This is a genomic window from Sphingopyxis sp. H053 (assembly GCF_001468225.1).
Lineage (GTDB): Bacteria > Pseudomonadota > Alphaproteobacteria > Sphingomonadales > Sphingomonadaceae > Sphingopyxis.
Genome location: NZ_LNRU01000003.1, coordinates 393,711 through 415,332, shown reverse-complemented (window position 1 = coordinate 415,332; position 21,622 = coordinate 393,711). Strand labels below are relative to the sequence as shown.

Annotated in this window: 21 protein-coding genes and 1 tRNA gene; 15 read left to right on the top strand and 7 right to left on the bottom strand. The window is 66.3% G+C overall.

The genetic code is table 11. The features are described 5' to 3' along the window. The first annotated feature begins 3 nt into the window (after positions 1 to 3). The 3 genes from ATE70_RS07710 to ATE70_RS07700 are packed head-to-tail and all read left to right on the top strand — an operon-like array spanning position 4 to position 2,872. On the top strand, positions 4 to 543 hold the full coding sequence (locus ATE70_RS07710) for a CvpA family protein (RefSeq protein WP_082639676.1): 540 nt from the start codon (positions 4 to 6) through the stop codon (positions 541 to 543). Further along, complete coding sequence (locus ATE70_RS07705; RefSeq protein ID WP_058537340.1) at positions 540 to 968, top strand: iron-sulfur cluster assembly scaffold protein; 429 nt, start codon at positions 540 to 542, stop codon at positions 966 to 968. The genes ATE70_RS07710 and ATE70_RS07705 overlap by 4 nt, the downstream gene beginning before the upstream one ends. Beyond that, the gene (locus ATE70_RS07700; RefSeq protein ID WP_058537339.1) at positions 965 to 2,872 is read left to right on the top strand and encodes a cation:proton antiporter domain-containing protein; all 1,908 of its coding nucleotides are present in this window, start codon (positions 965 to 967) and stop codon (positions 2,870 to 2,872) included. Before ATE70_RS07705 ends, ATE70_RS07700 begins: the two co-directional genes overlap by 4 nt. On the opposite strand, the gene aroB is transcribed toward ATE70_RS07700, so the two are convergent. Further along, on the bottom strand, positions 2,858 to 3,970 hold the full coding sequence (aroB, locus tag ATE70_RS07695; protein ID WP_058537338.1) for a 3-dehydroquinate synthase: 1,113 nt from the start codon (positions 3,968 to 3,970) through the stop codon (positions 2,858 to 2,860). The two genes, ATE70_RS07700 and aroB, sit on opposite strands and share 15 nt — an antisense overlap. Continuing rightward, the gene (locus ATE70_RS07690; RefSeq protein WP_058537437.1) at positions 3,967 to 4,536 is read right to left on the bottom strand and encodes a shikimate kinase; all 570 of its coding nucleotides are present in this window, start codon (positions 4,534 to 4,536) and stop codon (positions 3,967 to 3,969) included. The genes aroB and ATE70_RS07690 overlap by 4 nt, the downstream gene beginning before the upstream one ends. Positions 4,537 to 4,664: 128 nt before the next feature. Between ATE70_RS07690 and ATE70_RS25635 the strand changes: the two genes are divergently transcribed. The 5 genes from ATE70_RS25635 to ATE70_RS07670 all read left to right on the top strand — a co-directional run bounded on the left by ATE70_RS25635 (position 4,665) and on the right by ATE70_RS07670 (position 10,172). Continuing rightward, positions 4,665 to 4,790: a hypothetical protein gene (locus ATE70_RS25635; protein ID WP_269433259.1), complete on the top strand. Its 126-nt coding sequence runs from the start codon at positions 4,665 to 4,667 to the stop codon at positions 4,788 to 4,790. Beyond that, positions 4,787 to 6,604 carry a hypothetical protein gene (locus ATE70_RS07685; protein ID WP_058537337.1) on the top strand — a complete coding sequence of 606 codons (1,818 nt, stop codon included), beginning with the start codon at positions 4,787 to 4,789 and terminating at the stop codon, positions 6,602 to 6,604. The genes ATE70_RS25635 and ATE70_RS07685 overlap by 4 nt, the downstream gene beginning before the upstream one ends. Before the next feature lie 26 nt (positions 6,605 to 6,630). Beyond that, on the top strand, positions 6,631 to 7,554 hold the full coding sequence (locus ATE70_RS07680) for a tyrosine recombinase (protein ID WP_058537336.1): 924 nt from the start codon (positions 6,631 to 6,633) through the stop codon (positions 7,552 to 7,554). A gap of 9 nt (positions 7,555 to 7,563) precedes the next feature. Beyond that, positions 7,564 to 8,511 carry an acetyl-CoA carboxylase carboxyltransferase subunit alpha gene (locus ATE70_RS07675; protein ID WP_058537335.1) on the top strand — a complete coding sequence of 316 codons (948 nt, stop codon included), beginning with the start codon at positions 7,564 to 7,566 and terminating at the stop codon, positions 8,509 to 8,511. 149 nt (positions 8,512 to 8,660) lie between these two features. Further along, the gene (locus ATE70_RS07670; protein WP_058537334.1) at positions 8,661 to 10,172 is read left to right on the top strand and encodes a M48 family metalloprotease; all 1,512 of its coding nucleotides are present in this window, start codon (positions 8,661 to 8,663) and stop codon (positions 10,170 to 10,172) included. Positions 10,173 to 10,262: 90 nt separating this feature from the next. On the opposite strand, the gene ATE70_RS07665 is transcribed toward ATE70_RS07670, so the two are convergent. Next, positions 10,263 to 10,442, bottom strand: a complete 180-nt coding sequence (locus ATE70_RS07665; RefSeq protein ID WP_058537333.1) for a Flp family type IVb pilin — start codon at positions 10,440 to 10,442, stop codon at positions 10,263 to 10,265. Between the two features lie 384 nt (positions 10,443 to 10,826). Between ATE70_RS07665 and ATE70_RS07660 the strand changes: the two genes are divergently transcribed. After that, complete coding sequence (locus ATE70_RS07660) at positions 10,827 to 11,255, top strand: (deoxy)nucleoside triphosphate pyrophosphohydrolase (protein ID WP_058537332.1); 429 nt, start codon at positions 10,827 to 10,829, stop codon at positions 11,253 to 11,255. Here ATE70_RS07660 and ATE70_RS07655 read toward each other — a convergent pair. Further along, positions 11,252 to 12,103 carry a methyltransferase domain-containing protein gene (locus tag ATE70_RS07655; RefSeq protein ID WP_058537331.1) on the bottom strand — a complete coding sequence of 284 codons (852 nt, stop codon included), beginning with the start codon at positions 12,101 to 12,103 and terminating at the stop codon, positions 11,252 to 11,254. The genes ATE70_RS07660 and ATE70_RS07655 overlap by 4 nt on opposite strands. Before the next feature lie 24 nt (positions 12,104 to 12,127). Between ATE70_RS07655 and ATE70_RS07650 the strand changes: the two genes are divergently transcribed. From ATE70_RS07650 to ATE70_RS07635, 4 genes are all read left to right on the top strand, one after another. Further along, a complete protein-coding gene (locus ATE70_RS07650) occupies positions 12,128 to 13,000 on the top strand; it encodes a ComF family protein (RefSeq protein WP_231732621.1) in 873 nt (290 codons plus the stop codon). 12 nt (positions 13,001 to 13,012) lie between these two features. Then, positions 13,013 to 13,273 carry a glutaredoxin 3 gene (grxC, locus tag ATE70_RS07645; protein ID WP_037518367.1) on the top strand — a complete coding sequence of 87 codons (261 nt, stop codon included), beginning with the start codon at positions 13,013 to 13,015 and terminating at the stop codon, positions 13,271 to 13,273. Between the two features lie 2 nt (positions 13,274 to 13,275). Then, the gene (locus ATE70_RS07640) at positions 13,276 to 13,743 is read left to right on the top strand and encodes a DUF1178 family protein (RefSeq protein WP_058537330.1); all 468 of its coding nucleotides are present in this window, start codon (positions 13,276 to 13,278) and stop codon (positions 13,741 to 13,743) included. A gap of 49 nt (positions 13,744 to 13,792) precedes the next feature. Next, positions 13,793 to 13,869 (top strand) — tRNA-Arg (locus ATE70_RS07635). A gap of 275 nt (positions 13,870 to 14,144) precedes the next feature. On the opposite strand, the gene ATE70_RS07630 is transcribed toward ATE70_RS07635, so the two are convergent. Continuing rightward, positions 14,145 to 17,030 (bottom strand): TonB-dependent receptor domain-containing protein, encoded by a 2,886-nt coding sequence (locus tag ATE70_RS07630; protein WP_058537329.1) that lies wholly within the window; start codon positions 17,028 to 17,030, stop codon positions 14,145 to 14,147. Between the two features lie 324 nt (positions 17,031 to 17,354). Between ATE70_RS07630 and ATE70_RS07625 the strand changes: the two genes are divergently transcribed. After that, complete coding sequence (locus ATE70_RS07625) at positions 17,355 to 18,422, top strand: glycoside hydrolase family 43 protein (RefSeq protein WP_058537328.1); 1,068 nt, start codon at positions 17,355 to 17,357, stop codon at positions 18,420 to 18,422. 18 nt (positions 18,423 to 18,440) lie between these two features. Here ATE70_RS07625 and ATE70_RS07620 read toward each other — a convergent pair whose 3' ends face one another. After that, the gene (locus tag ATE70_RS07620) at positions 18,441 to 19,448 is read right to left on the bottom strand and encodes an alpha/beta hydrolase (protein WP_058537327.1); all 1,008 of its coding nucleotides are present in this window, start codon (positions 19,446 to 19,448) and stop codon (positions 18,441 to 18,443) included. 25 nt (positions 19,449 to 19,473) lie between these two features. Further along, a complete protein-coding gene (locus ATE70_RS07615; RefSeq protein ID WP_231732620.1) occupies positions 19,474 to 20,457 on the bottom strand; it encodes a Gfo/Idh/MocA family protein in 984 nt (327 codons plus the stop codon). Positions 20,458 to 20,525: 68 nt separating this feature from the next. On the opposite strand from ATE70_RS07615, the gene ATE70_RS07610 reads away from it, so the two are divergent. Then, positions 20,526 to 21,551 (top strand): glycosyl hydrolase family 43, encoded by a 1,026-nt coding sequence (locus ATE70_RS07610; protein WP_156419633.1) that lies wholly within the window; start codon positions 20,526 to 20,528, stop codon positions 21,549 to 21,551. The last annotated feature ends 71 nt before the right edge of the window (positions 21,552 to 21,622 follow it).

Here is a 21,622-nt window from a genome sequence, read left to right as displayed (position 1 = left end):
CCTATGGGAAGTCTGACGGCTCTGGATATCGTCGTGCTGGTGCTGGTTGGCGGCGGCGCGGTGCTCGGTTTTTCGCGCGGCCTCGTGCAGGAGGTGACGACGCTGCTCGCGTGGATCCTCGCGATCGCGGCGGTGCGCTTTTTTCACCTGCTGGTGACCGACCTGCTCGCGGGCTGGGTCGGGACCGAGGGCGGCGCCGCGGCGCTCGCCTTCGTGCTCCTCTTCGGCGGGGTGTTCGCGCTCGCCAAATGGGGATCGCGCGCGATGGGACAGCGCAGCCGCGCGTCGCTGGTCGGCGGGTTCGACCGCGGATTGGGCGCGGGTTTCGGTGCGGTGAAGGGCCTGTTGATCGCCTCGATCGGCTTCATGCTCCTCACTTTGCTCTATGATATCGGTTATGGCGTCATGCAGCGCCCCGCGTGGATGACCGACAGCCGCTCCTATCCGGCGCTCAATGCAACGAGCACTGCAATGAGCAAGGTGATCGCCGAGCGCCGCGCCGAGGCGCGCGAAGCCGAAGCAGCCGGGGCCGACAAGCCATGAGCGCGCCGCTCTATAATCGCGACATATTGGCGCTCGCGGTTGCGACCGCGGAATATCTGCCGATCGCGGATGCGCGGCACCGGGTGAGCAAGCGTGCCCCGCTGTGCGGCAGCGCGATCATCCTCGATCTCGATACCGACGATGCGGGCCGGGTGACGCGCGTCGGCATGCATGTCGAGGCGTGCGCGCTGGGTCAGGCATCGGCGGCATTGCTCGCGCGCCACGCGCCGGGACTCGGCCTCGTCGAACTGCGCGCCGCGCGCGACGGGATCGCCAGCTGGTTCGCGGGCGCGGACGCCCAGCCCGACTGGCCGGGGTTCGACCTGCTCGCACCGGCACAGGGCTATCCGGCGCGCCACGGCGCGATCTTGCTGCCGTTCGACGCTGCGATTGCGGCGCTTGAGGAGCGGGCGGCGGCGGCATGACGTTGCTCGCGCTCACCGCGGCCGCCTCGGAAGCGGCCGGAAAGGTGGCCGAAACCGCGACCGATACTGCACTGGTCGAAGGCGCGATCCTCCTCGGCGTCGCGACCTTGTTCGTGCTGATCTTTCGCCGGCTCGGCCTCGGCGCGGTGCTCGGCTATCTGATCGCGGGGGCGATCGTCGGGCCGCACGGCCTGGGACTTGTCGGCGGCGGCGAATCGAAGCTCGCCTTTGCCGAGCTTGGCATCGCCTTCCTGCTCTTCCTCGTGGGGCTCGAACTGTCGCCGCGCCGGCTTTGGGACATGCGCCGCGCGATCTTCGGCCTCGGCCTGGCACAGGTCGTCGTGACGGGGCTCGTGCTCACCGGGCTCATCCATCTGACCTTGGGGTTCAGCCCCGCGGCCTCGCTCGCGCTCGGCCTGCCGCTCGCGCTGTCGTCGACCGCGCAGGTGCTTCCGGGACTCAAAAGCTCGGGGCGGATCAACTCGCCCTTTGGCGAGAAAGCCTTCTCGATCCTGCTGTTCCAGGATCTGGCGCTCGTGCCGATGATCACGATCGTCGCGGTGCTGTCGCGCGCACCCGCCGATCCGTCGGCGCCGCCGGGGTGGCAGATGGCCTTCTTCACCTTGTGGGCGATCGTCGTGCTCGTGCTCGCCGGCCGCTTCGTCGTCAATCCGCTGCTCCGCATCATCGGGCGGTATGGCGAGCGCGAATTGTTCGTCGTCGTCGGGCTGCTCACTATCCTTGCGAGCGCGGCGTTGATGCACAGCCTGCACCTGTCGACTGCGCTCGGCGCTTTTATCGCCGGGGTGATGCTCGCCGACTCGCCCTATCGGCACGAGATCGAATCGGATGTCGAACCGTTCCGCCTGATCCTGCTTGGCCTCTTCTTCCTTGCGGTCGGCATGGTGCTCGACGTCGGGGCGGTGATCGAGCGGCCGTTGCTTGTCCTCTCGCTCGCGCTCGGCCTCGTGGCGGTGAAGGTCATCGTCCTCACGCTAATCGTGAAGTTGTTCGGCAAGCCGTGGCCGGTGGCGCTGGGGCTCGGCCTGCTCCTCAGCCAGGGCGGCGAGTTCGGCTTCCTGCTGTTCGCGCAGGCGGCCGACGCGCTGCTGATCGATCCCGCAGCGGCGAGCCTGTTCAGCGCGGTGGTGACGCTGTCGATGGTGACGACGCCGTTCCTGATGCTGTTCGCGCGCAACCTCGAATTTTCGCCTGCCGCTGAGCCCGCCGACCTCGATGATCCGGCGGGCGCGCCGCGCGGGTCGGCGATCGTCGTCGGCTATGGACGGTTCGGGCAGATCGTGTCGCAGATGCTGCACGGCGTCGCCTGTTCGGTGACGCTGATCGACAAGAAACCGAGCCAGATCGAGCTGTCGAGCCGCTTCGATACCAAGGTCTATTTCGGCGACGGGCTGCGCGTCGACCTGCTCCGCCGTGCGGGCGCCGACGAGGCGCGGCTGATCATCTTCTGCATCGACGATGCCTCGGTCGATGCCGCGGCGTTGAAGCCGATCGTCGACGCCTTTCCGAATGCGAAGGTGCTGATGCGCGTCTTTGACCGCCGCCAGCTGCTCGCGGTCGAGGGGGCCGGGGTCGATGGGGTTATTCGCGAGGTCTTTGAAAGCTCGGTCGCGATGGGCCTCACCGCGCTGCGCTACCTCGACGTCGATCCGCGCGAGATGGAAGATGTCGAGGCGACCTTGCGCCATCTCGACGAGACGCGGCTGCAGGCGCAGATCGACGAGGGCGATATTTCGGCGGGCATGGACCATCGCTTCAAGCCAGGCGGCGGACGCGAGGCCGAAAGCGTGCTGGAGAAATTCCGTTTGCGGCGTCTGGCGGCGAAGGCCCAGAAAGACGATCCGAAAGACGAAGAAAACGAGCAGGCGTCAGCGATCAGCTGACGCCCGGCCGTCGAGGAACGCCGCGACGGCGTCGAGCCCATAGTCTTCGGTGACGAAACTCTGTCCGATACCGCGGGTCAGGATCAGCGGCAGCTTGCCGCCGCGCACCTTCTTGTCGTGCGCCATATGCCCCGCGAGGGTCGCGCCATCGGTGTTGACGCCCGCGCTGGCGAGGCTGTGCGGCAGGTCGACGCTCGCCAGATGCGCGCGCACCCGCTCGGCGTCGGCCGCGGAGCAGAGGCCATTCGCGGCCGAAAACTGGTGTGCGAGGACCATGCCCGCCGCGACCGCTTCGCCGTGGAGCAGCCGGTCCGAATAGCCCGTTTCGGCTTCGAGCGCGTGGCCGAAGCTGTGGCCGAGGTTGAGCAGTGCGCGAATGTCCTGCGTCTCGCGCTCATCGGCGGCGACGATGCGCGCCTTGGCCGTGACACTATGCGCAATCGCTTTGTGGCGGGCCGCGCTGTCGCCCGCGAGCAGCGCCGCGCCATGCTCTTCGCACCAGGCGAAGAAACCGGCGTCGTCGATCAGGCCATATTTGACGACTTCGGCATAGCCGGCGCCGAGTTCGCGGCGCGGCAGCGTTTCGAGCGTCGTCGGGTCGATCACGACCAAGGCGGGCTGATGGAAAGCGCCGATGAGGTTCTTGCCCGCGGGGACGTTGATCGCGGTCTTGCCGCCGACGCTGCTGTCGACTTGCGCGAGCAGCGTGGTCGGGATCTGGATGAAGTTGCAGCCGCGTTTGACGATGCTGCACGCGAAACCGACGAGGTCGCCGATCACGCCGCCGCCAAGCGCAATGACATGGTCGCCCCGCTCGACGCCTTCGCCGATCAGCCATTCGGTCAGCCGCGCGAGCCCCGCCCAGCTCTTCGTGCCTTCACCCGGATCGAGCACGAAGGAGGAAAAGGAGATGTCGGCCATCGCGAGCGAGGTGCCGAGCGGAATCAGATATTGTTCGGCGACGTGGGTGTCGGTGACGATCATCGTGCGCGGGCGTTTCAGCAGCGGCGCTACATGATCGCCGATGCCCTGGATCAGCCCGTCGCCGATCAATATCGGATAGCTGCGGCTGCCCAATTCGACGGTCAGGCTTTTCATTTCGGATCTTCCCACTTTGACAGAGCCTCGAGGATCGCGCGCACCGTATGGTCGTGCGGCGTGCTTGCCGAACTGACGCGAATATGCGCCTCGGCATAGATGGGGTTGCGGACCGCCGCCAGTTCGCGGAGCACCTCGCCGGGGTCGCGATTCTTGAGCAGCGGGCGATGGCTGCGGCGGCCGACGCGTTCGACGAGCGTTGCGATATCGGCGTCGAGCCAGATGCAAAGGCTGCCCTGCAGGATCAGCGCGCGCGTCTCTTCATTGACGAAGGCGCCGCCTCCCGTCGCGAGCACCATCGGCTTTTCGCCGAGCAACCGCGAAATCACGCGGCGTTCGCCGTCGCGAAAATGCGCCTCGCCGAAACGCGCGAAAATGTCGGAGATCGTCATGCCTGCCGCACGTTCGATTTCGTCGTCGGCGTCGGCGAAGCGCATGCCGAGGCGTTGCGCGAGGCGGCGGCCGATCGTCGATTTGCCCGACCCCATCAGCCCGACGAGCACGATCGACCGGTCGCGGATCGACGCGGGGATGGCAGCAGCCGGGCTTTTCGGGTTTCGCGACATGGTGCGCGCGGCTATACCGAAGGGGCCGCGCGGAACAATGGTTTTGCTGCGGTTCAAATGAGACGAACGGCAGGCATTGGATATTGCGCGCGCGGGGCAGATCGGGAAAGAGCCGCTGGATTGCACGATTGATCGTGCTGGCGCTGGTGCTGGTGGCGTTCTTCCTGTTCCTGCTGTTCCTGGGCCGGCCGATCGAGCCGCGAATGATTGAGGTGGACGTGACAGACAAGATTGCCGAAAGCGCTCCACGATGAAGATGAAAACGCTTTCGCTGACGCTGGGCCTGTCGGGCACCGCGCTCGCCGCGGCGCTGGTCCTGCCCGCACTCGCGCAGGAATCGCTGCTGCCCGAAGGCTTTGGCAACCCCGCCGAGACGCCCGCGCCGCGACCGACCCCCACGCCGTCGCCGACTGCGACGCCAACCCCGGGTTCGGCGCCCGCTAATGGCAGCGCCCCGCCGCCTGTCGTGCCGACGTCCGGGACCGCTAGCGCGAGCGCGCCGGCCGAAACCGGCGAAGAGGGCGAGGAGGACGAAGAGGTCGAATCGGGCGGTCTGAAATACGACCTGCCGCCGGGCGCGCGCCGCCTGCTGACGCGGATCGGGCCGCTGACGCCCGAAACGGGCGGGCTTGCACCCGATGCGTTCGGCGTGCGCGGCCAATATGCCGCCGCGATCATGGGCAAGACGAATGGCCAGTTCGCATCGCGCTGGGGGCAGATCCTGCTTCGTCGCTCGCTCGCGTCGGCGATCGACACCCCCGACACGATCAACGGCGCCGACCTTGCCGCCGCTCGCACGGCGCTGCTGCTGCGCATGGGCGAATCGATCATAGCGCGCCGGATCGTCCAGTCGGTCGACTATGACCGCGCGAGCCCGCGCCTCGTCGCCGCGGCGCAGCAAACCTATCTTGCCAACGCCGACCCGGCGGGCATGTGTCCCTATGTCCCCGCAGGCCTCGCGCATGGCGACGAGCAGGCGTGGCGCCTGGCGTCGGCGATCTGTTCGGGGCTGTCGGGCGAAGCCGGGCCGGCGGGCTGGGCGATCGGCCGCGTGCGGTCGAGCGGTAAAATCTCGAACTTCGACATCCTGCTCACCGAACGCGTGCTCGGCGCGACGGGCGCCGGGCGCCGCTCGACGACGATCGAGTGGGACAATATCGACCGGCTGACGAGCTGGCGCTTCGGCATGGCGACCGCCACCGCAATCCCGGTGCCCGAGGCGCTGCGCACCGCGGCGCCGTCCAATATCAAAAGCTGGACGGTGCTCGCGCCGATGACCGACATGGCCAGCCGCATCGCCGCCGCGCCCGAAGCCGCCGCGCGCGGCGTGCTGTCGAGCGAAGCCTATGTCTCGCTCTTGAGCGCCGCGGCGAGCGAAGAAGAGCCCGCCGAGGCGCTCGTGACCCAGACCGATCGGCTGCGCGGTGCGTTTCGCCTCGCGGCCGGCGCCGACCGCTATGCCGCGATGCAGCAACTGTGGGGCACGGGCGGCACGCCGACGCAAAGCTATGCCGCGATGGTCGCAACCGCGCGCGCCGCCGCGGCCTTGCCGGTCAATACCGACGTGGGCGGCGATCCCTGGCAGCTGCTGGGATCGATGCTCGCGGGCGGATATGACGAAAATGCGATCGCGTGGGTTCCGACCGTTTCGGTGGGCAGCCGCGCATGGGCGGTGCTCGCGGTGGGATCGCCGCGGCCGCTTACGGGCATGAGCGCGGGCGCCGTCGGCCAGTTTGCGGGCGACGATGACAGCGCCGACGCCTTGCGATCGAAATTCCTGCTCGCGGGGCTCGCGGGCCTCGGGCGGCTCGACGCGAGCGCAGCAGCTTCGGCGGCGAGCGATCTCGAGGTCGATCTGGGCAAACAGACGCGATGGTCGCGCGCGATCATGGCGGCGGCCGAACGCCGCGAGCCCGGCATGGTGGCGCTTCTCGCGGCGGCGGGGATGCAGGGCGAGTGGTCGGAGGTCCCGCCCTATCATCTTTATTATATCGTTCGGGCGCTGCGCGACGTGGGGCTCGCGGCCGAAGCGCGGATGATCGCGGCCGAAGCGCTGGTGCGTGTCTGAGGTTATCAGGCTGCCGGACATCGGCGATGTCTGACGCGGCGCTGATCGACCGCTTCCTCGAAATGATGGCGGCCGAGCGCGGTGCGTCGCGCAATACGCTGGCTGCCTATCGCCGCGATCTGGAACAGGCGGCGGAGTGGGTGAAAGGCCGGCTGGTCGACGCCGATGCGGGCGACCTGCGCAAATTGATGGCGGATTATCAGTCGCTTGCGGCAAGCAGTGCGGCGCGCAAGCTGTCGGCGCTGCGCCAGTTTTTCGCCTTCCTGCTTGATGAAAGCGAGCGGACGGATAATCCGGCGCTCGATATTGCGCGGCCCGCGACGCGTCGGCCGCTCCCGCGCATCCTGACCCACGACCATGTCGAGCGATTGTTCGAGCAGGCCGAGGAGGAAGCGGCGGGAGAAGCGCCGCCCGCCGCGGCGGTGCGGATGCTGTTGCTGCTCGAACTTCTCTATGGGTCGGGCCTTCGCGCCAGCGAACTGGTGTCGCTGGCCCGCCGCGCGATCGCCGGCGGGCGCGAATATCTGATCATCCGCGGCAAGGGCGACAAGGAGCGGCTGGTCCCGCTGTCCGAACGGGCGCGCACGGTGCTCGATCGCTGGCTGCCGCTCCTCGCCGATGGATCGCCCTGGCTGTTCCCGTCGGGCAAGGCGCATATCTCGCGCGTGCGGCTGTTCCAGATGCTGCGCGACCTTGCCGCGCGGGCGGGGGTCGACCCAACCGCGATCAGCCCGCACGTGCTGCGCCACGCATTCGCCACACATCTGCTCGAGGGCGGGGCCGATCTGCGCGCGCTGCAATTGATGCTCGGCCACGCCGATATCGCGACGACCGAAATCTACACGCATGTCGACAGCCGCCGCCTCGTCGAACTGGTCAACAAACGGCATCCGCTGGCGCGGATGGCCCGCCTCGACCCGGACGTTGACGTTGAGCCGCCTTCGTCCTAGCGCTCGCCTATGACAGCCTTTCTGGATTTCGAAAAACAGGTCGCCGCGCTCGATCGGCAGATTGCCGAGCTACGCGAGATGGGGGACGACCCCACGCTCAACATCGACAATGATATCGCGCAGCTTGAGGGCAAATCCTCGAAATTGCTCCGCGAAATCTATTCGAAACTGACGCCTTGGCAAAAGACGCAGGTCGCGCGGCACCCCGACCGCCCGCATTTCAAACATTATGTCGCCGGCCTGTTCGACGACTGGATGCCGCTGGCCGGCGACCGCAATTTCGGCGACGACCAGGCGATTTTGGGCGGAATGGCGCGATTCCGCGGCCGCCGCGTGATGGTCATCGGCCACGAAAAGGGCGACGATATCCCGTCGCGTATGAAGCATAATTTCGGGATGGCGAAGCCCGAGGGGTATCGCAAGGCGATCCGCCTGATGCAGCTCGCTGACCGTTTCGGGTTGCCGGTGGTGACTTTGGTCGACACCTCGGGTGCCTTTCCCGGAATCCAGGCCGAAGAGCGCGGCCAGGCCGAAGCGATCGCGCGCTCGACCGAACAATGCCTCGCCTTGGGCGTGCCGATGGTCGCCGCGGTGGTCGGCGAGGGCGGTTCGGGCGGCGCGATCGCGCTCGCCGCCGCGAACCGCGTGCTGATGTTCGAACATGCCGTCTATTCGGTGATTTCACCCGAAGGCTGCGCGTCGATCCTGTGGCGCACGTCGGACAAGGCGGCCGACGCCGCCGCGGCGATGAAGATGTCGGCGCAGGACCTGCTGGGGCTGAAAATCATCGACCGCATCGTCACCGAACCCGTTGGCGGCGCGCATCGCGCGCCCGAAGTCGCGATTGCCGCGCTCGGCGATGCGATCGAGCAGGAACTGGGCGCGCTGGCAGGATTGCCGCGTGAAACCTTGCTCGCGGCGCGCGAGGAAAAATTCCTCGCCATGGGCCGCGCTTGAGCGGCCCATAAATTCAGGCGCGCCGCGCCTGAACCGGAACCCGATCGCCGGGCTTCGCGTTTCTTTCGCCAAGGGCACCGCGGATGCGGCTTGCCTTGTGGTGAATCGGGGATATTCCTGAAAGAAGAAACGGATAGGGAGGCGCTTCGATGGTGCGGAAGACGAAAAACGGGCTGGCGATCAAGCTGGCGGCATCGGCAGCGCTCGGTAGCCTGGCCTTGACCGGCGCGGCCGACGCACAGCTGAAGGCGATCAAGACCGCGACGAGCATTTCGCCCGCCGAACGCAAGCAAGGCACCGACGCGCATCCGCAGCTGATGGCCGAATTCGGCGGCGCCTATAACGGCCCGCAGGCCGCCTATGTAAACCGCGTCGGACAGAATATCGCCGTTCAGTCGGGCCTGTCGCGTAGCCCAAGCGATTTTACCGTCACCCTCCTCAATTCGCCGGTGAACAACGCCTTCGCGATCCCGGGGGGCTATGTCTATGTCACGCGCCAGCTGATGGCGCTGATGAACGACGAAGCCGAACTCGCCGGCGTGCTCGGGCACGAGGTCGGGCATGTCGCGGCGCAGCACAGTAAGAAACGCCAGTCGGCGGCGACGCGCAACCAGATCCTCGGCGTGCTCGGCGCGGTGCTGGGCGGGGCGATCGGCGACAATGGCGGGCTGCTCGGCGGGCTGGGCGGGCTCCTTCAGAATAATTCGATGCGCGTGGCACAGCTTGCGACGCTGGGCTTTTCGCGCAGCCAGGAGCTGCAGGCCGACCAGCTCGGCGTCCAATATCTGCGCAGCGCGGGCTATGACACGATGGCGCTGTCGACGATGCTGACGAGCCTTGCGAACCAGACGACGCTCGACGCCCGTCTGTCGGGCGGCGACGCGCGCTCGCTGCCCGAATGGGCGAGCACCCACCCCGACCCCGCGTCGCGCGTCCGCAACGCGCAGACGCTGGCGAGCCGGGCGGGCGGTGGTGGCGGCAACCGCAATGCCGATGCCTTTCTCGCTTCGATCGACAATGTGCTTTATGGCGACGATCCGGCGCAGGGCGTGGTTGAGGGGCGCGATTTCCTGCACCCCGACCTCCGGCTGCGTTTCACGGTGCCGAACGGCTATGGCATGCAGAACGGTGCCGATGCGGTATCGGTCAGCGGCAATGGCGGGCAGGCGCAATTTACGACGGGGCCGTACAGCGGCGACATGAATGCCTATATCACCGCGGCATTCAGGGCGGTGGCGGGTAACGCGTCGATCAGCCCCGGCGCGATCCAGCGCACGACGGTGAACGGCATCCCGGCATCCTATTCGACCGCGCGGGTGAATACCCAGTCGGGGCAAGTCGATGTCACCGTCTTCGCTTATGAATTTTCGCGCAGCAGCGCGTTTCATTTCGTCGCGCTGACGCAGGCGGGTGGCGGCAGCGCGTTCAATTCGATGTTCAGCAGCGTCCGGCGGCTGAGCACGGCGGAAGCGGCGGCGATCAGGCCGCGGCGGATCGACGTCGTGACCGTGGGGCGCGGCGATACGGTTGCCAGCCTGGCGCGGCGAATGGCCTATAGCAATTATCAGACCGAACGGTTCCAGGTGCTCAACCGCCTGACAGCATCGAGCCGCCTGACCCCGGGACAGCGCGTGAAGATCGTCGTGTACGCCAGCAGATAATTGCTTTCAGCGCGCGCAAGAAAAAGGGCGGTGGATTGCTCCACCGCCCTTTCCGGATTTCCACCGCAATAGCGGCGCAAACCAACCCGATTACGGGGTGGTCGTCTTATTGTTGAGCTCGGTCGAAACCTTGTTGAAGGTGTTGCCGACGCTGTTGCCGACTGCGCCCATCGCGGCGATGCCGGCGACGGCGATGAGGGCCGCGATCAGGCCATATTCGATGGCGGTGGCGGCTTTGGTATCGCGAACGAACTTCTTGATGAACTTCATGACTGGTCTCCTGATTTCACTTACCCTGTTGACGGTCTGGTCTGGGTCAACATCTGGGGGTTTAGGGTGAATAGGTTTTGAAAATCTTAATGGCACCCGCCCGAAACCGGTGCGCGGCAGCCCCGAAAAGGGACGACCGTCGCGGTGCTACATATTTTTTTGGGCAGCGTTCGAGACGCTTCCCCACATGCTGTTGGTGGAGTTGGCGACATTGCCTACCGCAACGACGGCCGCCAAAAAGACAAGGGCCAGGATCAGCCCGTATTCGACGGCTGTGGCGGCCCTGGTCGACCGCATCAGCCTGTAAAAGTTTCGCATTGTTCCACCCCTGACTGAAATTATAGTTCCCGAGGGTGCCCATATTCACACAGGAAGGTTAACAATTTGTCCGTGCCAGACCCCGGAAAACCGCAGGAAACCTCGCTCGTTGTCGTGGCGGCCGCGCTCATCGACCGCGACGGAAGGCTGCTTGTCCAGCAGCGTCCCGAAGGTCTGTCGATGGCGGGGCTGTGGGAATTCCCCGGCGGCAAGCTGGAACCCGGCGAAACGCCCGAGCAGGCGTTGATCCGCGAACTGGGCGAGGAACTTGCGATCGATGTCGATCACGCCTGCCTTGCGCCCGCCTGTTTCGCGAGCGACATGCTCGGCAACCGGCATCTGCTGCTGTTACTGTTCGTCTGCCGCAAATGGCGCGGGACGCCGGTGGCACAGCACGCCAGCGCGCTGCGCTGGGTACGCCCCGTCGAACTGCACGGGCTCGACATGCCGCCCGCCGACAAGCCGCTGATCGGGCTTCTGGAGGCTTTGATCTAGTCCTTTGGTTTGAGCGCTTCGGCGAGCGAGGCGGTGCCGCTGCCGCGCCGTGCGGGCTGCGGCTGGTCGGGATGTGGCGCCCAGCCGCTGAAATGGACGATGCGGAAGCTTTCGGCGATCCGGCCGTCGGGATCGGCCTGGCCCGCGAAAGCGGCGGCAATCCGTGCGGTTTCTTCGCGCGTCAGGGGCGGCGGGGCGGGCGCGAGCCGGCTCGACAGGCTGGCGGCGCGCAGGTCGCGTACCAGCGCGAACCAGTCGCCGTAACGCACCGTCAGCGCGTCGACATCGACGACGGGCAGGGTGAAGCCGACGCGCTGGAGCAGATTGCCCATCGCGGCGAGGTCGATCTGCGGGTGCAGCCGCGCGATCGACCGCACGCCGTCGGTCATTACCGCGCGGCGCAGGCGGGGCAGGCTGCCGTCGCCGACGAAGGCGCCGAGCAACAGGCCGTCGGGGGCGAGCAGGGCGCGGAGGCGAAGGAGCGCGCCGGGCACGTCGTTGACGCTATCGAGCCCTCCGGGCCAGATGATGAGGTCGAAACTGGCGAAGGGCAGGTCGATGGCGTCGGCCTCGACCGCGATCGCGCCGGTTCCGGCGGCAAGGCGCGGCCCCGCCTCGGCGATGGTGAGGGCGGTGCCCGTTGCGCGCAGATGATCGGCGAGCGCGGCATCATGCGCGCCGATGAGCAACGTGCGCGGAAATTCGCGCGTCACCATCGCGAGCCGGTCGAGCAGGGTTTCGGCGATGAGCGGCGCGAGGAAATTGGCCGATGCGGGCAGGCGCGCCATGCGGTCGCGCTGGGCGCGGTGGCGGGCGGGGGAGAAAAGCGGGCGGAGAGGCTGCGACATGCGCCGCTTGTGCCGCCCCCGGCGATGCTTCACAAGCCGGTGATGGCGACGACGACGGGGGATGTCGAAAAAGACGGCGCGCCGGCCGGGGCCTGGCGCGGCACTTTGCGCGCCGCGGCGCGCGCGGTTGTCGATTATGCGCTGCCGCCGCGCTGTCCCGGATGCGGGATCATCGTCGGCGAAGACCGCCAATTCTGCCTGACCTGCTGGTCGTCGCTCCATTTTCTCGATGGGCCTTGTTGTTCGCGCTGCTCGATTCCGCTGCCCGCCGCCTTGCCCGGCGGGCCGACCCAATGCGGTGCGTGTCTGGCGAGCGCGCCGCCGTTCGAGGGCGCACCCGCAGCGGTCGCCTATGGCCCCGTCGCGCGCACGGTGGCGCTGCGCCTCAAATATGGGCGGCGGACCGGGCATGCGCGGCTGATGGCGCGGCTGATGGCACGGCATCTCGCCACGCTGGGGGATATCGACGCGATGCTGCTGGTTCCGGTGCCGTTGCACCGCTGGCGCCTGTGGTCGCGCGGGTTCAATCAGGCGGCGTTGATCGCCGACGAGTTGGCACGGTTGACCGGCGTACCGCGCGATCATCACCTGCTTTTGCGTACGAAGGCGACGGCATCGCTGCGCGGCAAGGGGCGGCGCGAGCGTGACCGGATCGTCGCCGGTGCCTTTGCGCTGGCGGGCGATGGCAAGGCGCGCGCGGCGGGACGGCATCTGGTGCTGGTCGACGATGTCCATGCCAGCGGCGCGACGCTGCGCGCGGCGGCGCGGGTGCTCGGGCGCAGCGGCGCCGCACAAGTGTCCGCTCTAACATGGGCGCGCGTCGTTCCCGAGGCCCTCATGACAAGCAACATATTTGACTTTGCTTCGTTGGATTCCGATATGGCGAGTGAAGGATGACAGGATAGCCGCATGGCCAAGATCGAAGTTTTTACGAAGTTCTTCTGCCCCTATTGCTCGCGCGCCAAGGCGCTGCTCGAACGCAAGGGCGTCGAATATCAGGAAATCGACCTGACGATGGACCGCGCCGGGTTCGATGCGATGGTTGAACGCGCGGGTGGCGCGCGCACCGTCCCGCAGATATTCATCGACGGAAAACATATCGGCGGCAGCGACGATATGGCGGCGCTCGATGCGCGCGGCGGGCTCGATCCGCTGTTGGGGCTGGGCTGACCTTGATCGTTTTCGACCTTTGCTGCGCCGCGGGCGATCACCGTTTCGAGGCCTGGTTCGCGAGCAGCGAGAGCTTTGGCGAGCAACAGGCGCGCGGGTTGATCAATTGCCCCGTGTGCGGCGATGACGATGTGAAAAAGGCGGTGATGGCGCCGCGAGTGGGGGCCAAGTCCAACCGTCAGGCGGTCGCTCCGCCGCCCGCCAAGCCGTCCGGCTCGGACGAGGCGTCGCCCGACCTGGTGCGCAAATTGCTCGCCGACATTGCCGCAAAGCAGGCCGAAATGCTGCCGCAGTCGCGCTGGGTGGGGCGCGAGTTCGCCGATGCGGCGCGCGCGATGCACGAAGGACGCGCGGCCGAAGACCTGATCCACGGCCAGGCCTCGCCCGAAGAGGCGCGATCGCTGCACGACGACGGGATCGCCGCGATGCCCCTGCTCGTACCGATCGTTCCGCCCGAGGCGGCCAATTGATCCATCCCGATTGACGCTTTGCGCGCTGCACCGCTACACGAGCGGCGGCGCACCCGTAGCTCAGCAGGATAGAGCATCAGATTCCTAATCTGGGGGCCACTGGTTCGAATCCAGTCGGGTGCACCACTTTCGGCCTGCCCGAATTCGATCCCCGTCAGCAGCGCTACCGACGCTTCGAAACGCGTTGCTGGCCTGCACCGGCCTGCCAGCACCTCTCCGAATGTGCCCCACGCGGCCGGCAAGGCCCGCATTTCGCCATCGAGCGAGGCGGTCAGGTCGATCGCGCCGCGCATCGGCGCTTCCGCCTCTTTCGTTCCGCCCGTCAGGTAGAGGATGTTGGATCCCAATGCGAAGGGGTGATCGGTCTCGCGCGAGATCGATCACCCTCCAAGCGCGAATGCCTACATCTTGAAGCTGGCGCGGACGTAATAATAGCGTCCGGGCAAGTCATAGGCGGTCGGATCGAAATTGTTGATGTCGCAGCTGATGCACCCCGGCGCCTTGACGTTGAACAGATTGTTCACGCCGAGCGCGAAGCCGAAGGCCTCGGGGTCCTCCGCCGGGAACCAGCGCAGCTGGAAGTCGGTGTAGAAGCGCGCCTTCAACTTGTTGTCGTTGGCCAGCGGTTCGCGGATCGCCGAAACATAACGGCCGGTCAGCGTCGCGCCGATCGATGCGCCGTCCCAGTCGAGGATCCCGACCGACTTCCATTTGGGGAAGGCCTGGCTGGGACTGCCCTGTTCGGTCCCCTCGCGGCTGACGACCAGCGAGCCGTCGGCGGTCGGCACGATCACGTCATATTGGGTGAGGAAGGTGTTGTTCCAGGTGAAGCCGAACCGCCCGGCGGACGTTTTCTGTGTCCGGTAGGTCAGGTTGGCGTCGATCCCCTTGGTACGGATGCCGGCGATATTCTGGAGCAGCCCTTCGACGAAGGTCAGCTGTCCGCCGCCCGCGCGGGTGACAAGCGCGCAGGCGTCGGCATCATTCTGTCCGGCACACTGCGCCAGCGTGATCTCGGCATTCACCGCCTGGATCGCGCCCTTGATCTTGATGTCGTAATAATTGGCCTCGATCGACAGGCCGGGGATGAAACCGGGACTGTAAACGCCGCCGAAAATCCAGCTCTTCGAACTTTCGGCGGCCAGATCCTGATTGCCGCCGACGAGCACCGAAATCTGTGGATTGGCCTGCGCATAGCCGGCGGCCGGAACCCCCTGGGCAATGCAATTGGTCCGAACGGTTGTGTTATTGTTCCAGTTCTGGCCCGTGGTCGTCGAGGTCGAGCAGGGATCGTTGATCTGCTGGTCGAAGCGCGACTGGGTGCCGAACAATTCGCCGATCGACGGCGCTCGGAAGCCTTCGGCATAGGAGGCGCGGAGGCGCAGGTCCTGGATCGGTTTCCAGTTGACCCCGCCCTTCAGCGTCGTCGTCGAGCCCGAGGTCGAATAGTCCGACCAGCGCACCGCGCCGGTGAATTCGAGCAGGTCGAAGAAGGGGGTGTCGGACAGCACCGGAGCGCTGAGTTCGACATAGGCTTCCTTGACGTCATAGCTGCCGCGCGTCGGCAGCGCCGGGATGTCCGAACTGAAGCCCGCGGCGACAATCGGGTCAGGATCGAAGCTGCCCTTGAGCTTTCGATATTCGGCCCCGATGGCGATACCGAGCGGCCCGCCCGGCAGGTCGAAAAGGCTGCCTGTGATGTTGGCCGAGGCGCTGAAGGTCGACTGGCGGCTGCGGTCGCGCTGGGTGAACATGACATAGTCCATCATCGGCTGGGTGATCGAACCGACCCCGCCGAAGATGTTGAACGGCACGCATTCGCCGGTGCAGGCGGCGACCGGGCCGAGCGCGCGGCGCAGGCGATCCGAATTGATGTTGCCGAACATCGTCTGCTTGGCCTTGTTGCGGCCATAGGCGGCGTTGACGTCCCAATACCATTTGCGCCCGCCGCCGATGTCGAAGCTGCCGTCGAGCGTCGCGACGCCATAGAGGGTGGTCACGGTCTGGTTGAAGCGGCGCGGGCCGCCCTCGACGAAGCGGCGATAGACCAGATCGGTGTTGCTCGCGTCGAGCGTTACCCCGAACGGATTGAAGGGGTTGGTCGCATCGACGGTGATCGCGTCGAGCACCGGCGTCAGCCCCGCGGCCGGGCCGAAACCAAAGGGCAGCGGCGCGGCCTGGTTCTTCGATTTGCGCTGGTTCCAGATCCCGCGAACCGAGAAATTGATGCTGTCGGAGATTTCCTGGCGGGCGTTGACGAAGGCGCCATAGCGCTCGACCGGGATCTGGAGATAGTTGAACGGGCCGAAATTGAAGCGGTCGGCGTTGCCAAAGGCCTTGAAATCGCTTGCCGGATCGGTTGGATTGCCCGCGTTGTACACGGGGTTGCGGCCGATTACCGGGCCGCGCAGGGTCAAATCATTTCTTACTATCTGGCCTTGCGCATCGGGCGTCCCGAACACGATAAAGCGTCCGAGCGGCACGAAGCCCGAACAGCCGCCATCGAGGCAGGTGTTCGAATAGGGCGCCGGGAAACGCGAGATTGCGCGGCTGCCCGCGAGGACGCCGTCCTGCTGGACATAGTTGGCGCCGACGACGATCTGCGTCGGGCCGCGGCCGTTGCCCCAGCTCACCTGCGCGCTCTTGGTAAAGCCGTCGCCCTGGCCATAACCGCCGACCTGCGCGCTGGCACGCAGCCCCTCCTGGCTTTTCTTGGTGATGATGTTGACGACGCCCGCGATCGCGTCCGAACCGTAAATCGCCGAGGCACCGTCCTGCAGCACCTCGATGCGCTCGATCGCGCTTTCGGGGATCGAGTTGAGGTCGGTCGATCCGGGGACGCCGCTTGCCGAAGCCCCGTTCACATAGCGGATGCCATCGACGAGCACGAGGACGCGGCGTGAGCCGAGGTAGCGCAGGTCGATTTCGGCCGCGCCCGCGCCGACGCCGCCGCCGTCGGGCGGGTTGCCGAGGTTGCCGCTGTTGTTGAACTTGCTGTTGAGACCGCCGCCCGAACTGGGCAGCCGCTGAAGCACGTCGTTGACCGAATTGAGACCGGTCTTCGCGATATCCTCCTGACCGATGAACGCGATCGGGGCTTCCTGATCCAGCGGGTCGCGGCGGATGCGCGAACCGGTGACGACAATGGTTTCCCCCGATGTTTCGGCCGTGCTGTCCTGCCGAAGCGGTTCCGATTGCTGTGCGTTGCCGGGGGCGGCGCTTGCCAGAGCTGCCGCGACGGCGATGACGGCTGTTCCCGACCGAGCAAATTGCTGGAATTGGGTCATTATCCTCTCCTCCTGTTGTTTTCAGGCATATGTGTGCGGTCGCCGAAATCCGGCAGCCGCGTCAGCAACGCTCGGGAAAAGGGTTAGGATGAACGCGAAGCTCCCGCCGGATACGAATCATGCGGCGCTGTGGCCCTACGGCCACAGTCCGGATGGAGCGCGAAATCCTTACGTGATTGGGCCGCCGCGCTCACAATTTCCGAAGTGAAAGCTGACAGGCCGCTACCGGCCAGAACGCCTCCATGCATACGCGCTCAAGTCGTCGGTTGCCAATTTGATCATACTTATATTATAAATAATGATCAGAGCGATGAGGAGAGGTGCATGCTTTTTTCGGGTTCGGCCAACCGTCTTGCGCGCCGTTTCGTCCGGCGGGTCGCGTGGGGTGTTGCTGTCGCGGCAATCGGCGGTCTCGCATTGCCTGCGGCGGCTGAGGAGGCGGGTGTCGCCACCTTCGCCAACCCGCTGCTTCCCTCGGGTCCCGATCCGTGGATCCTGCAGGTCGGCGGATATTATTATTACACCCATACGCTCGGCGACCGGATCGCGCTGTGGCGGACCGACAATGTCGCGAGGCTGGGCGAGGTCGCGCCGGTGACCGTGTGGACGCCACCGAAGGAGGGGGCGAACGCGCATTCGATATGGGCACCCGAACTGCACCGGATCGATGGCAAATGGTTCCTCTATTATTCCGCGACCGCCAGCGGGTTCACCGACGACGATCATCGCGCGGTCTTTGTCCTGGAAAATGCGGGCGCCGATCCGTTGCGCGGAAAATGGATCGACCGCGGCCGCGTCAATACGGCGCACGCCGGGATCGACGGCACCGTCTTCGATCACGGCGGCAAACGCTATTTTGTCTATTCGCCCTATATCGGGCCCGACAGCGCGATCGCGATTGCCGAGATGGAGAGTCCCTGGACCCTGAAAGGACGCGAGGCGGTGATCGCGCGGCCCGACCATGTCTGGGAACGGCAGGGCGGGCGGCAGATTGTCGAGGGGCCCGAATTTCTGCCCGGCCCGAAGGGTGATCTTTTCCTGACCTATTCGGCCAGTGCCTGCTGGTCCGACGATTATTCGCTGGGGCTGCTCCGCGCGCCGCCGGGCGCCGATCCGCTCGACGCCGCCGCGTGGAACAAGTCGCCGCAGCCCGTCTTCAAAAGCGCCAACGGCGTTTATGCGACCGGGCACAACGGCTTTTTCCGGTCGCCCGACGGCCGGGAGAACTGGATCATCTATCATGCCAATCCGGCCGCGGGCATGGGCTGCACGGCGAAACGGGCGCCGCATATCCAGCGTTTTGGATGGACTGGCGCGGGCTGGCCGGATTTCGGCGCGCCCGTCGCTATCGGAAAAAGGCTTCCGGTGCCGTCGGGTGGCCGCGAGCGCTAGGCGCGTCCGGCACTGGCTTCATTCCAGAAGCCCGCGGGCGGCGGCAAAGGCCAGAAGCAGATCGGGCCAGCGCGACGCGGGGCTCGCGGCGGGCAAGTTCGGGCCGAAGCCATGCCCGCCGGTTTCGAACAGGTGCATCGATACGCTGCGCCCTCGCGCGAGCATCGCCCGATAGGCGAGGATGCTGTTTTCGACCGGCACGATGTCGTCATCGCCCGCCGCGACGAGGAACATCGGTGGGGTATCGTCGGCAATGCAGCGGTCGACCGAATATCGGTCGACAAGCGACGGACGCGCGTCCGCGCCGATCAGCGCCGCGCGTGAGCCGGAATGCGTGATCTCCGCCTGCATCGAGATGACGGGATAGAGCAACGCTGCCAGATCGGGCCGCGCCGATTGTCGGTCGGCGGCATCGACAGGGGAATAGACGTCTTCGCCGAAACGCGTTGCGAGCGATCCCGCGAGGTGGCCGCCCGCGGACGAGCCGAGGAGCATGATACGGTCGGACGCAATGCGATAATCGTCGGCGCACGCGCGGATCAGCCGCAGCGCCCGCTGCGCATCCTGCAACGGAACGTCCGAATGCCGGACCCAGCCTTCGCCGGGCAGGCGATAGACCAGGATGAAAGCGGTAATGCCCCGGGCCGTCCAATAGTCGGCCTCGCGCAGGCCGTCGTTGTCGACATATTCGACCCCATAACCGCCGCCGGGCATCAGCAATATCGCCGTGCCATTCGGTCTGGCGGGACGGCAGACGATCATCGCGGGATCCGCGATCCCGCTCACGACGCGGTTGAGGAAGGTCGGGGTGCCGCGGTCCTCGATCTTGAACGGCGGCAGGCGCGCGGGCGTGCCCGGTGCCGCGCCGGGCCAGAGCCGGACAAGTTCGCGGCCCGGCCAGATTTGCGCGACATCGGTCGGCGCGGGACTCGCAGCGAGCGCGGGGGACGCTCCCATCGCCAGCGCCGTTCCGCTGGCCAGCCGGAGGAGGGTTCGGCGGTCGAGGGCTTCGCTATCGTTCCGCATCACGAGCTCTCCTGCCGGTTTCCTCTCAAAATTCAAACGGCGGCGCGCTGCGGCGCGTGCCGAGGTCATAGGCTTGTTCGACGAGTTCGAGCGGAGCGGTGTCGGCGTCGATTTCGGCGGCTTCGACCAGCGCGTGGAAGCGATCATAGAGGCGGGGATATTCGCAATTTTCGCCGCTATGCGGCGCGGCGCCGGGCAGCTCGATCGTCGCGCCGCCGTCGCGCAGGATCAATCGCCCGGCATCGGTCGCAACTTCGATGTCCCAGCTTGGCGCGCCGGCGAACAGGAAATCGAGATCGGCTTCGATCTGATAGCCTTCGGCGCTGCGCAGAGTGCAGGCGGCGGCGATCGCGGCCGACCGGTTGCTTGGAATGTCGAGGGTGGCGGCTTCGACGTCGAAGCGTGCCGGGAGGATGCGGGTCAGGATCGAGAGCGCGTTGATCGCGGGATCGAAGACGCCCATGCCCGCGCGCTCGAGGATCCACTCCTGCCCGGGATGCCACTGGCGGATATCCTCCTTCCATATGACCCGCCCGCCGGTGACGTCGCGACCCGACAGCCAGTCGCGCGCGGTGTCGACCGCGGCGGCTTCGCGCGAGTGCCAGGAGGCGAACAGCGTGACGCTCTTTGCCGCGGCATAACGCGCGAGCGCGCGGACCTCCTCGGCGGTTACTCCCGGCGGCTTTTCGAGCATGACGTGCAGACCGGCATCGATCGCGCGGCGCGCGATATCGGCGCGCCCTTCGGGCGGCGTACACAGCGACACGGCGTCGAGCGGCAGGCCGGAAGCAAGCAACTCGTCGATGTTGCGATAGCCCGGCACGCCGTCGACCGAATCGTTGCGGCTTGCCGTTGCGGCCAGCCGGTAGCGCCGATCGGCCGCGATCGCCGGCAGGTGCTGGTCACGCGCGATCTTGCCGATGCCGACCAGCGCAAGGCGGATTTCCGCGCCTTCGCTCGCTCCCGAAAAATCTTTCTTCTCGCCCATCGCGTCCTCTTTATTTATCATATATATCTGCTTATACGAGATCGAAGCATATGCAAGGGGCCGCGCAAGGTCCGCAGAGGGGAGAGTTTATGCCGCTTCGCAGATTGTCGATGGCTTGCCTTGCATTCGCCGCGCTGATCGCGCCCGCACTGGCGCAGGATAACACGCAGCCTTCCTCGGCGCCCGACACCTATGTCCATCCCGACAAAGCCTATCTGTTCGCGCATATGAAGACGGGGCATTACGGCATCCTCTATTATTCGGTCAGCCGCGACGGCCTCTACTGGACTGAGCTCAATGGCGGAAAGCCTGTGTCGAAGGATTATCACGGCCACGCTTCGATCGCACAGGGTCCCGACGGGCGCTATTATCTGGTCGGCAACAAGAGCGACGAGGATCCGCTGATCCGTTTCTGGGTGTCGGACGATCTGGTCAACTGGGCGCCCTATGGCACCTATCAGCCCGACCTGCAGTCGGCGGTCGGTCTCGCCAATCCGCTGCAGCGCATCGGCGCGCCCAAGCTTTATTTCGACAAGCCGTCGAAGCGCTTCCTGCTGAGCTGGCATACACCGACCGTGCCGGGATCGGCGAGCGACCCCGAGCGCTATTGGGAAAGCCAGCGCACGCTTTATGTCCTGTCGCCCGACCTCAAAAGCTTTGCCGCGCCGCCGCGGCGGCTGTTCGAATGGGAGATGGCGACGATCGACACGGTCATCCAGCCGAACCCCGAGGGCGGCTATTGCGCGATCCTCAAGGACGAGCGTTACCCCTCCTATGCCTGGACGACGGGCAAGACCGTCCGCATCACCTGCGCGAAGGACCTGACCGGTCCCTATCCAACGCCCGGCCCGGCGCTCAGCCCCAATTTCCGCGAGGCGCCGACGATCATCCGCGCGCCGAACGGCGCCGACTGGCTGCTCTATTATGAGCAATATGCCGGCACCAGCTATGGTCTGTCGAAGGCGCCGCGGCTGCAGGGGCCGTGGTTCCAGATGTCGGGGAACAGCGGGGTGACCGAATGGAACCGCTACGCAGTGCCCGCCGGCGCGCGGCACGGATCGATGATCGAGATCAGCAAGGCGCAGTATGACCGGCTGGTCGCGGCCTTCAAATGACATTGAACCAAGTCAGGAAATGAAGTGACGGACGACAAGCACGACGGCGGATCGAAGCGGCCGGCCCTGAG

Excerpts from the sequence above, each read along its gene's own strand:
- ATE70_RS07710 (WP_082639676.1), top strand. The coding sequence starts at position 4 with ATGGGAAGTCTGACGGCTCTGGATATCGTCGTGCTGGTGCTGGTTGGC.
- ATE70_RS07705 (WP_058537340.1), top strand. The coding sequence starts at position 540 with ATGAGCGCGCCGCTCTATAATCGCGACATATTGGCGCTCGCGGTTGCG.
- ATE70_RS07700 (WP_058537339.1), top strand. The coding sequence starts at position 965 with ATGACGTTGCTCGCGCTCACCGCGGCCGCCTCGGAAGCGGCCGGAAAG.
- aroB (WP_058537338.1), bottom strand. The coding sequence starts at position 3,970 with ATGAAAAGCCTGACCGTCGAATTGGGCAGCCGCAGCTATCCGATATTG.
- ATE70_RS07690 (WP_058537437.1), bottom strand. The coding sequence starts at position 4,536 with ATGTCGCGAAACCCGAAAAGCCCGGCTGCTGCCATCCCCGCGTCGATC.
- ATE70_RS07685 (WP_058537337.1), top strand. The coding sequence starts at position 4,787 with ATGAAGATGAAAACGCTTTCGCTGACGCTGGGCCTGTCGGGCACCGCG.
- ATE70_RS07680 (WP_058537336.1), top strand. The coding sequence starts at position 6,631 with ATGTCTGACGCGGCGCTGATCGACCGCTTCCTCGAAATGATGGCGGCC.
- ATE70_RS07675 (WP_058537335.1), top strand. The coding sequence starts at position 7,564 with ATGACAGCCTTTCTGGATTTCGAAAAACAGGTCGCCGCGCTCGATCGG.
- ATE70_RS07670 (WP_058537334.1), top strand. The coding sequence starts at position 8,661 with ATGGTGCGGAAGACGAAAAACGGGCTGGCGATCAAGCTGGCGGCATCG.
- ATE70_RS07665 (WP_058537333.1), bottom strand. The coding sequence starts at position 10,442 with ATGAAGTTCATCAAGAAGTTCGTTCGCGATACCAAAGCCGCCACCGCC.
- ATE70_RS07655 (WP_058537331.1), bottom strand. The coding sequence starts at position 12,103 with ATGTCGCAGCCTCTCCGCCCGCTTTTCTCCCCCGCCCGCCACCGCGCC.
- ATE70_RS07650 (WP_231732621.1), top strand. The coding sequence starts at position 12,128 with ATGCTTCACAAGCCGGTGATGGCGACGACGACGGGGGATGTCGAAAAA.
- grxC (WP_037518367.1), top strand. The coding sequence starts at position 13,013 with ATGGCCAAGATCGAAGTTTTTACGAAGTTCTTCTGCCCCTATTGCTCG.
- ATE70_RS07630 (WP_058537329.1), bottom strand. The coding sequence starts at position 17,030 with ATGACCCAATTCCAGCAATTTGCTCGGTCGGGAACAGCCGTCATCGCC.
- ATE70_RS07625 (WP_058537328.1), top strand. The coding sequence starts at position 17,355 with ATGCTTTTTTCGGGTTCGGCCAACCGTCTTGCGCGCCGTTTCGTCCGG.
- ATE70_RS07620 (WP_058537327.1), bottom strand. The coding sequence starts at position 19,448 with ATGCGGAACGATAGCGAAGCCCTCGACCGCCGAACCCTCCTCCGGCTG.
- ATE70_RS07615 (WP_231732620.1), bottom strand. The coding sequence starts at position 20,457 with ATGATAAATAAAGAGGACGCGATGGGCGAGAAGAAAGATTTTTCGGGA.
- ATE70_RS07610 (WP_156419633.1), top strand. The coding sequence starts at position 20,526 with ATGCCGCTTCGCAGATTGTCGATGGCTTGCCTTGCATTCGCCGCGCTG.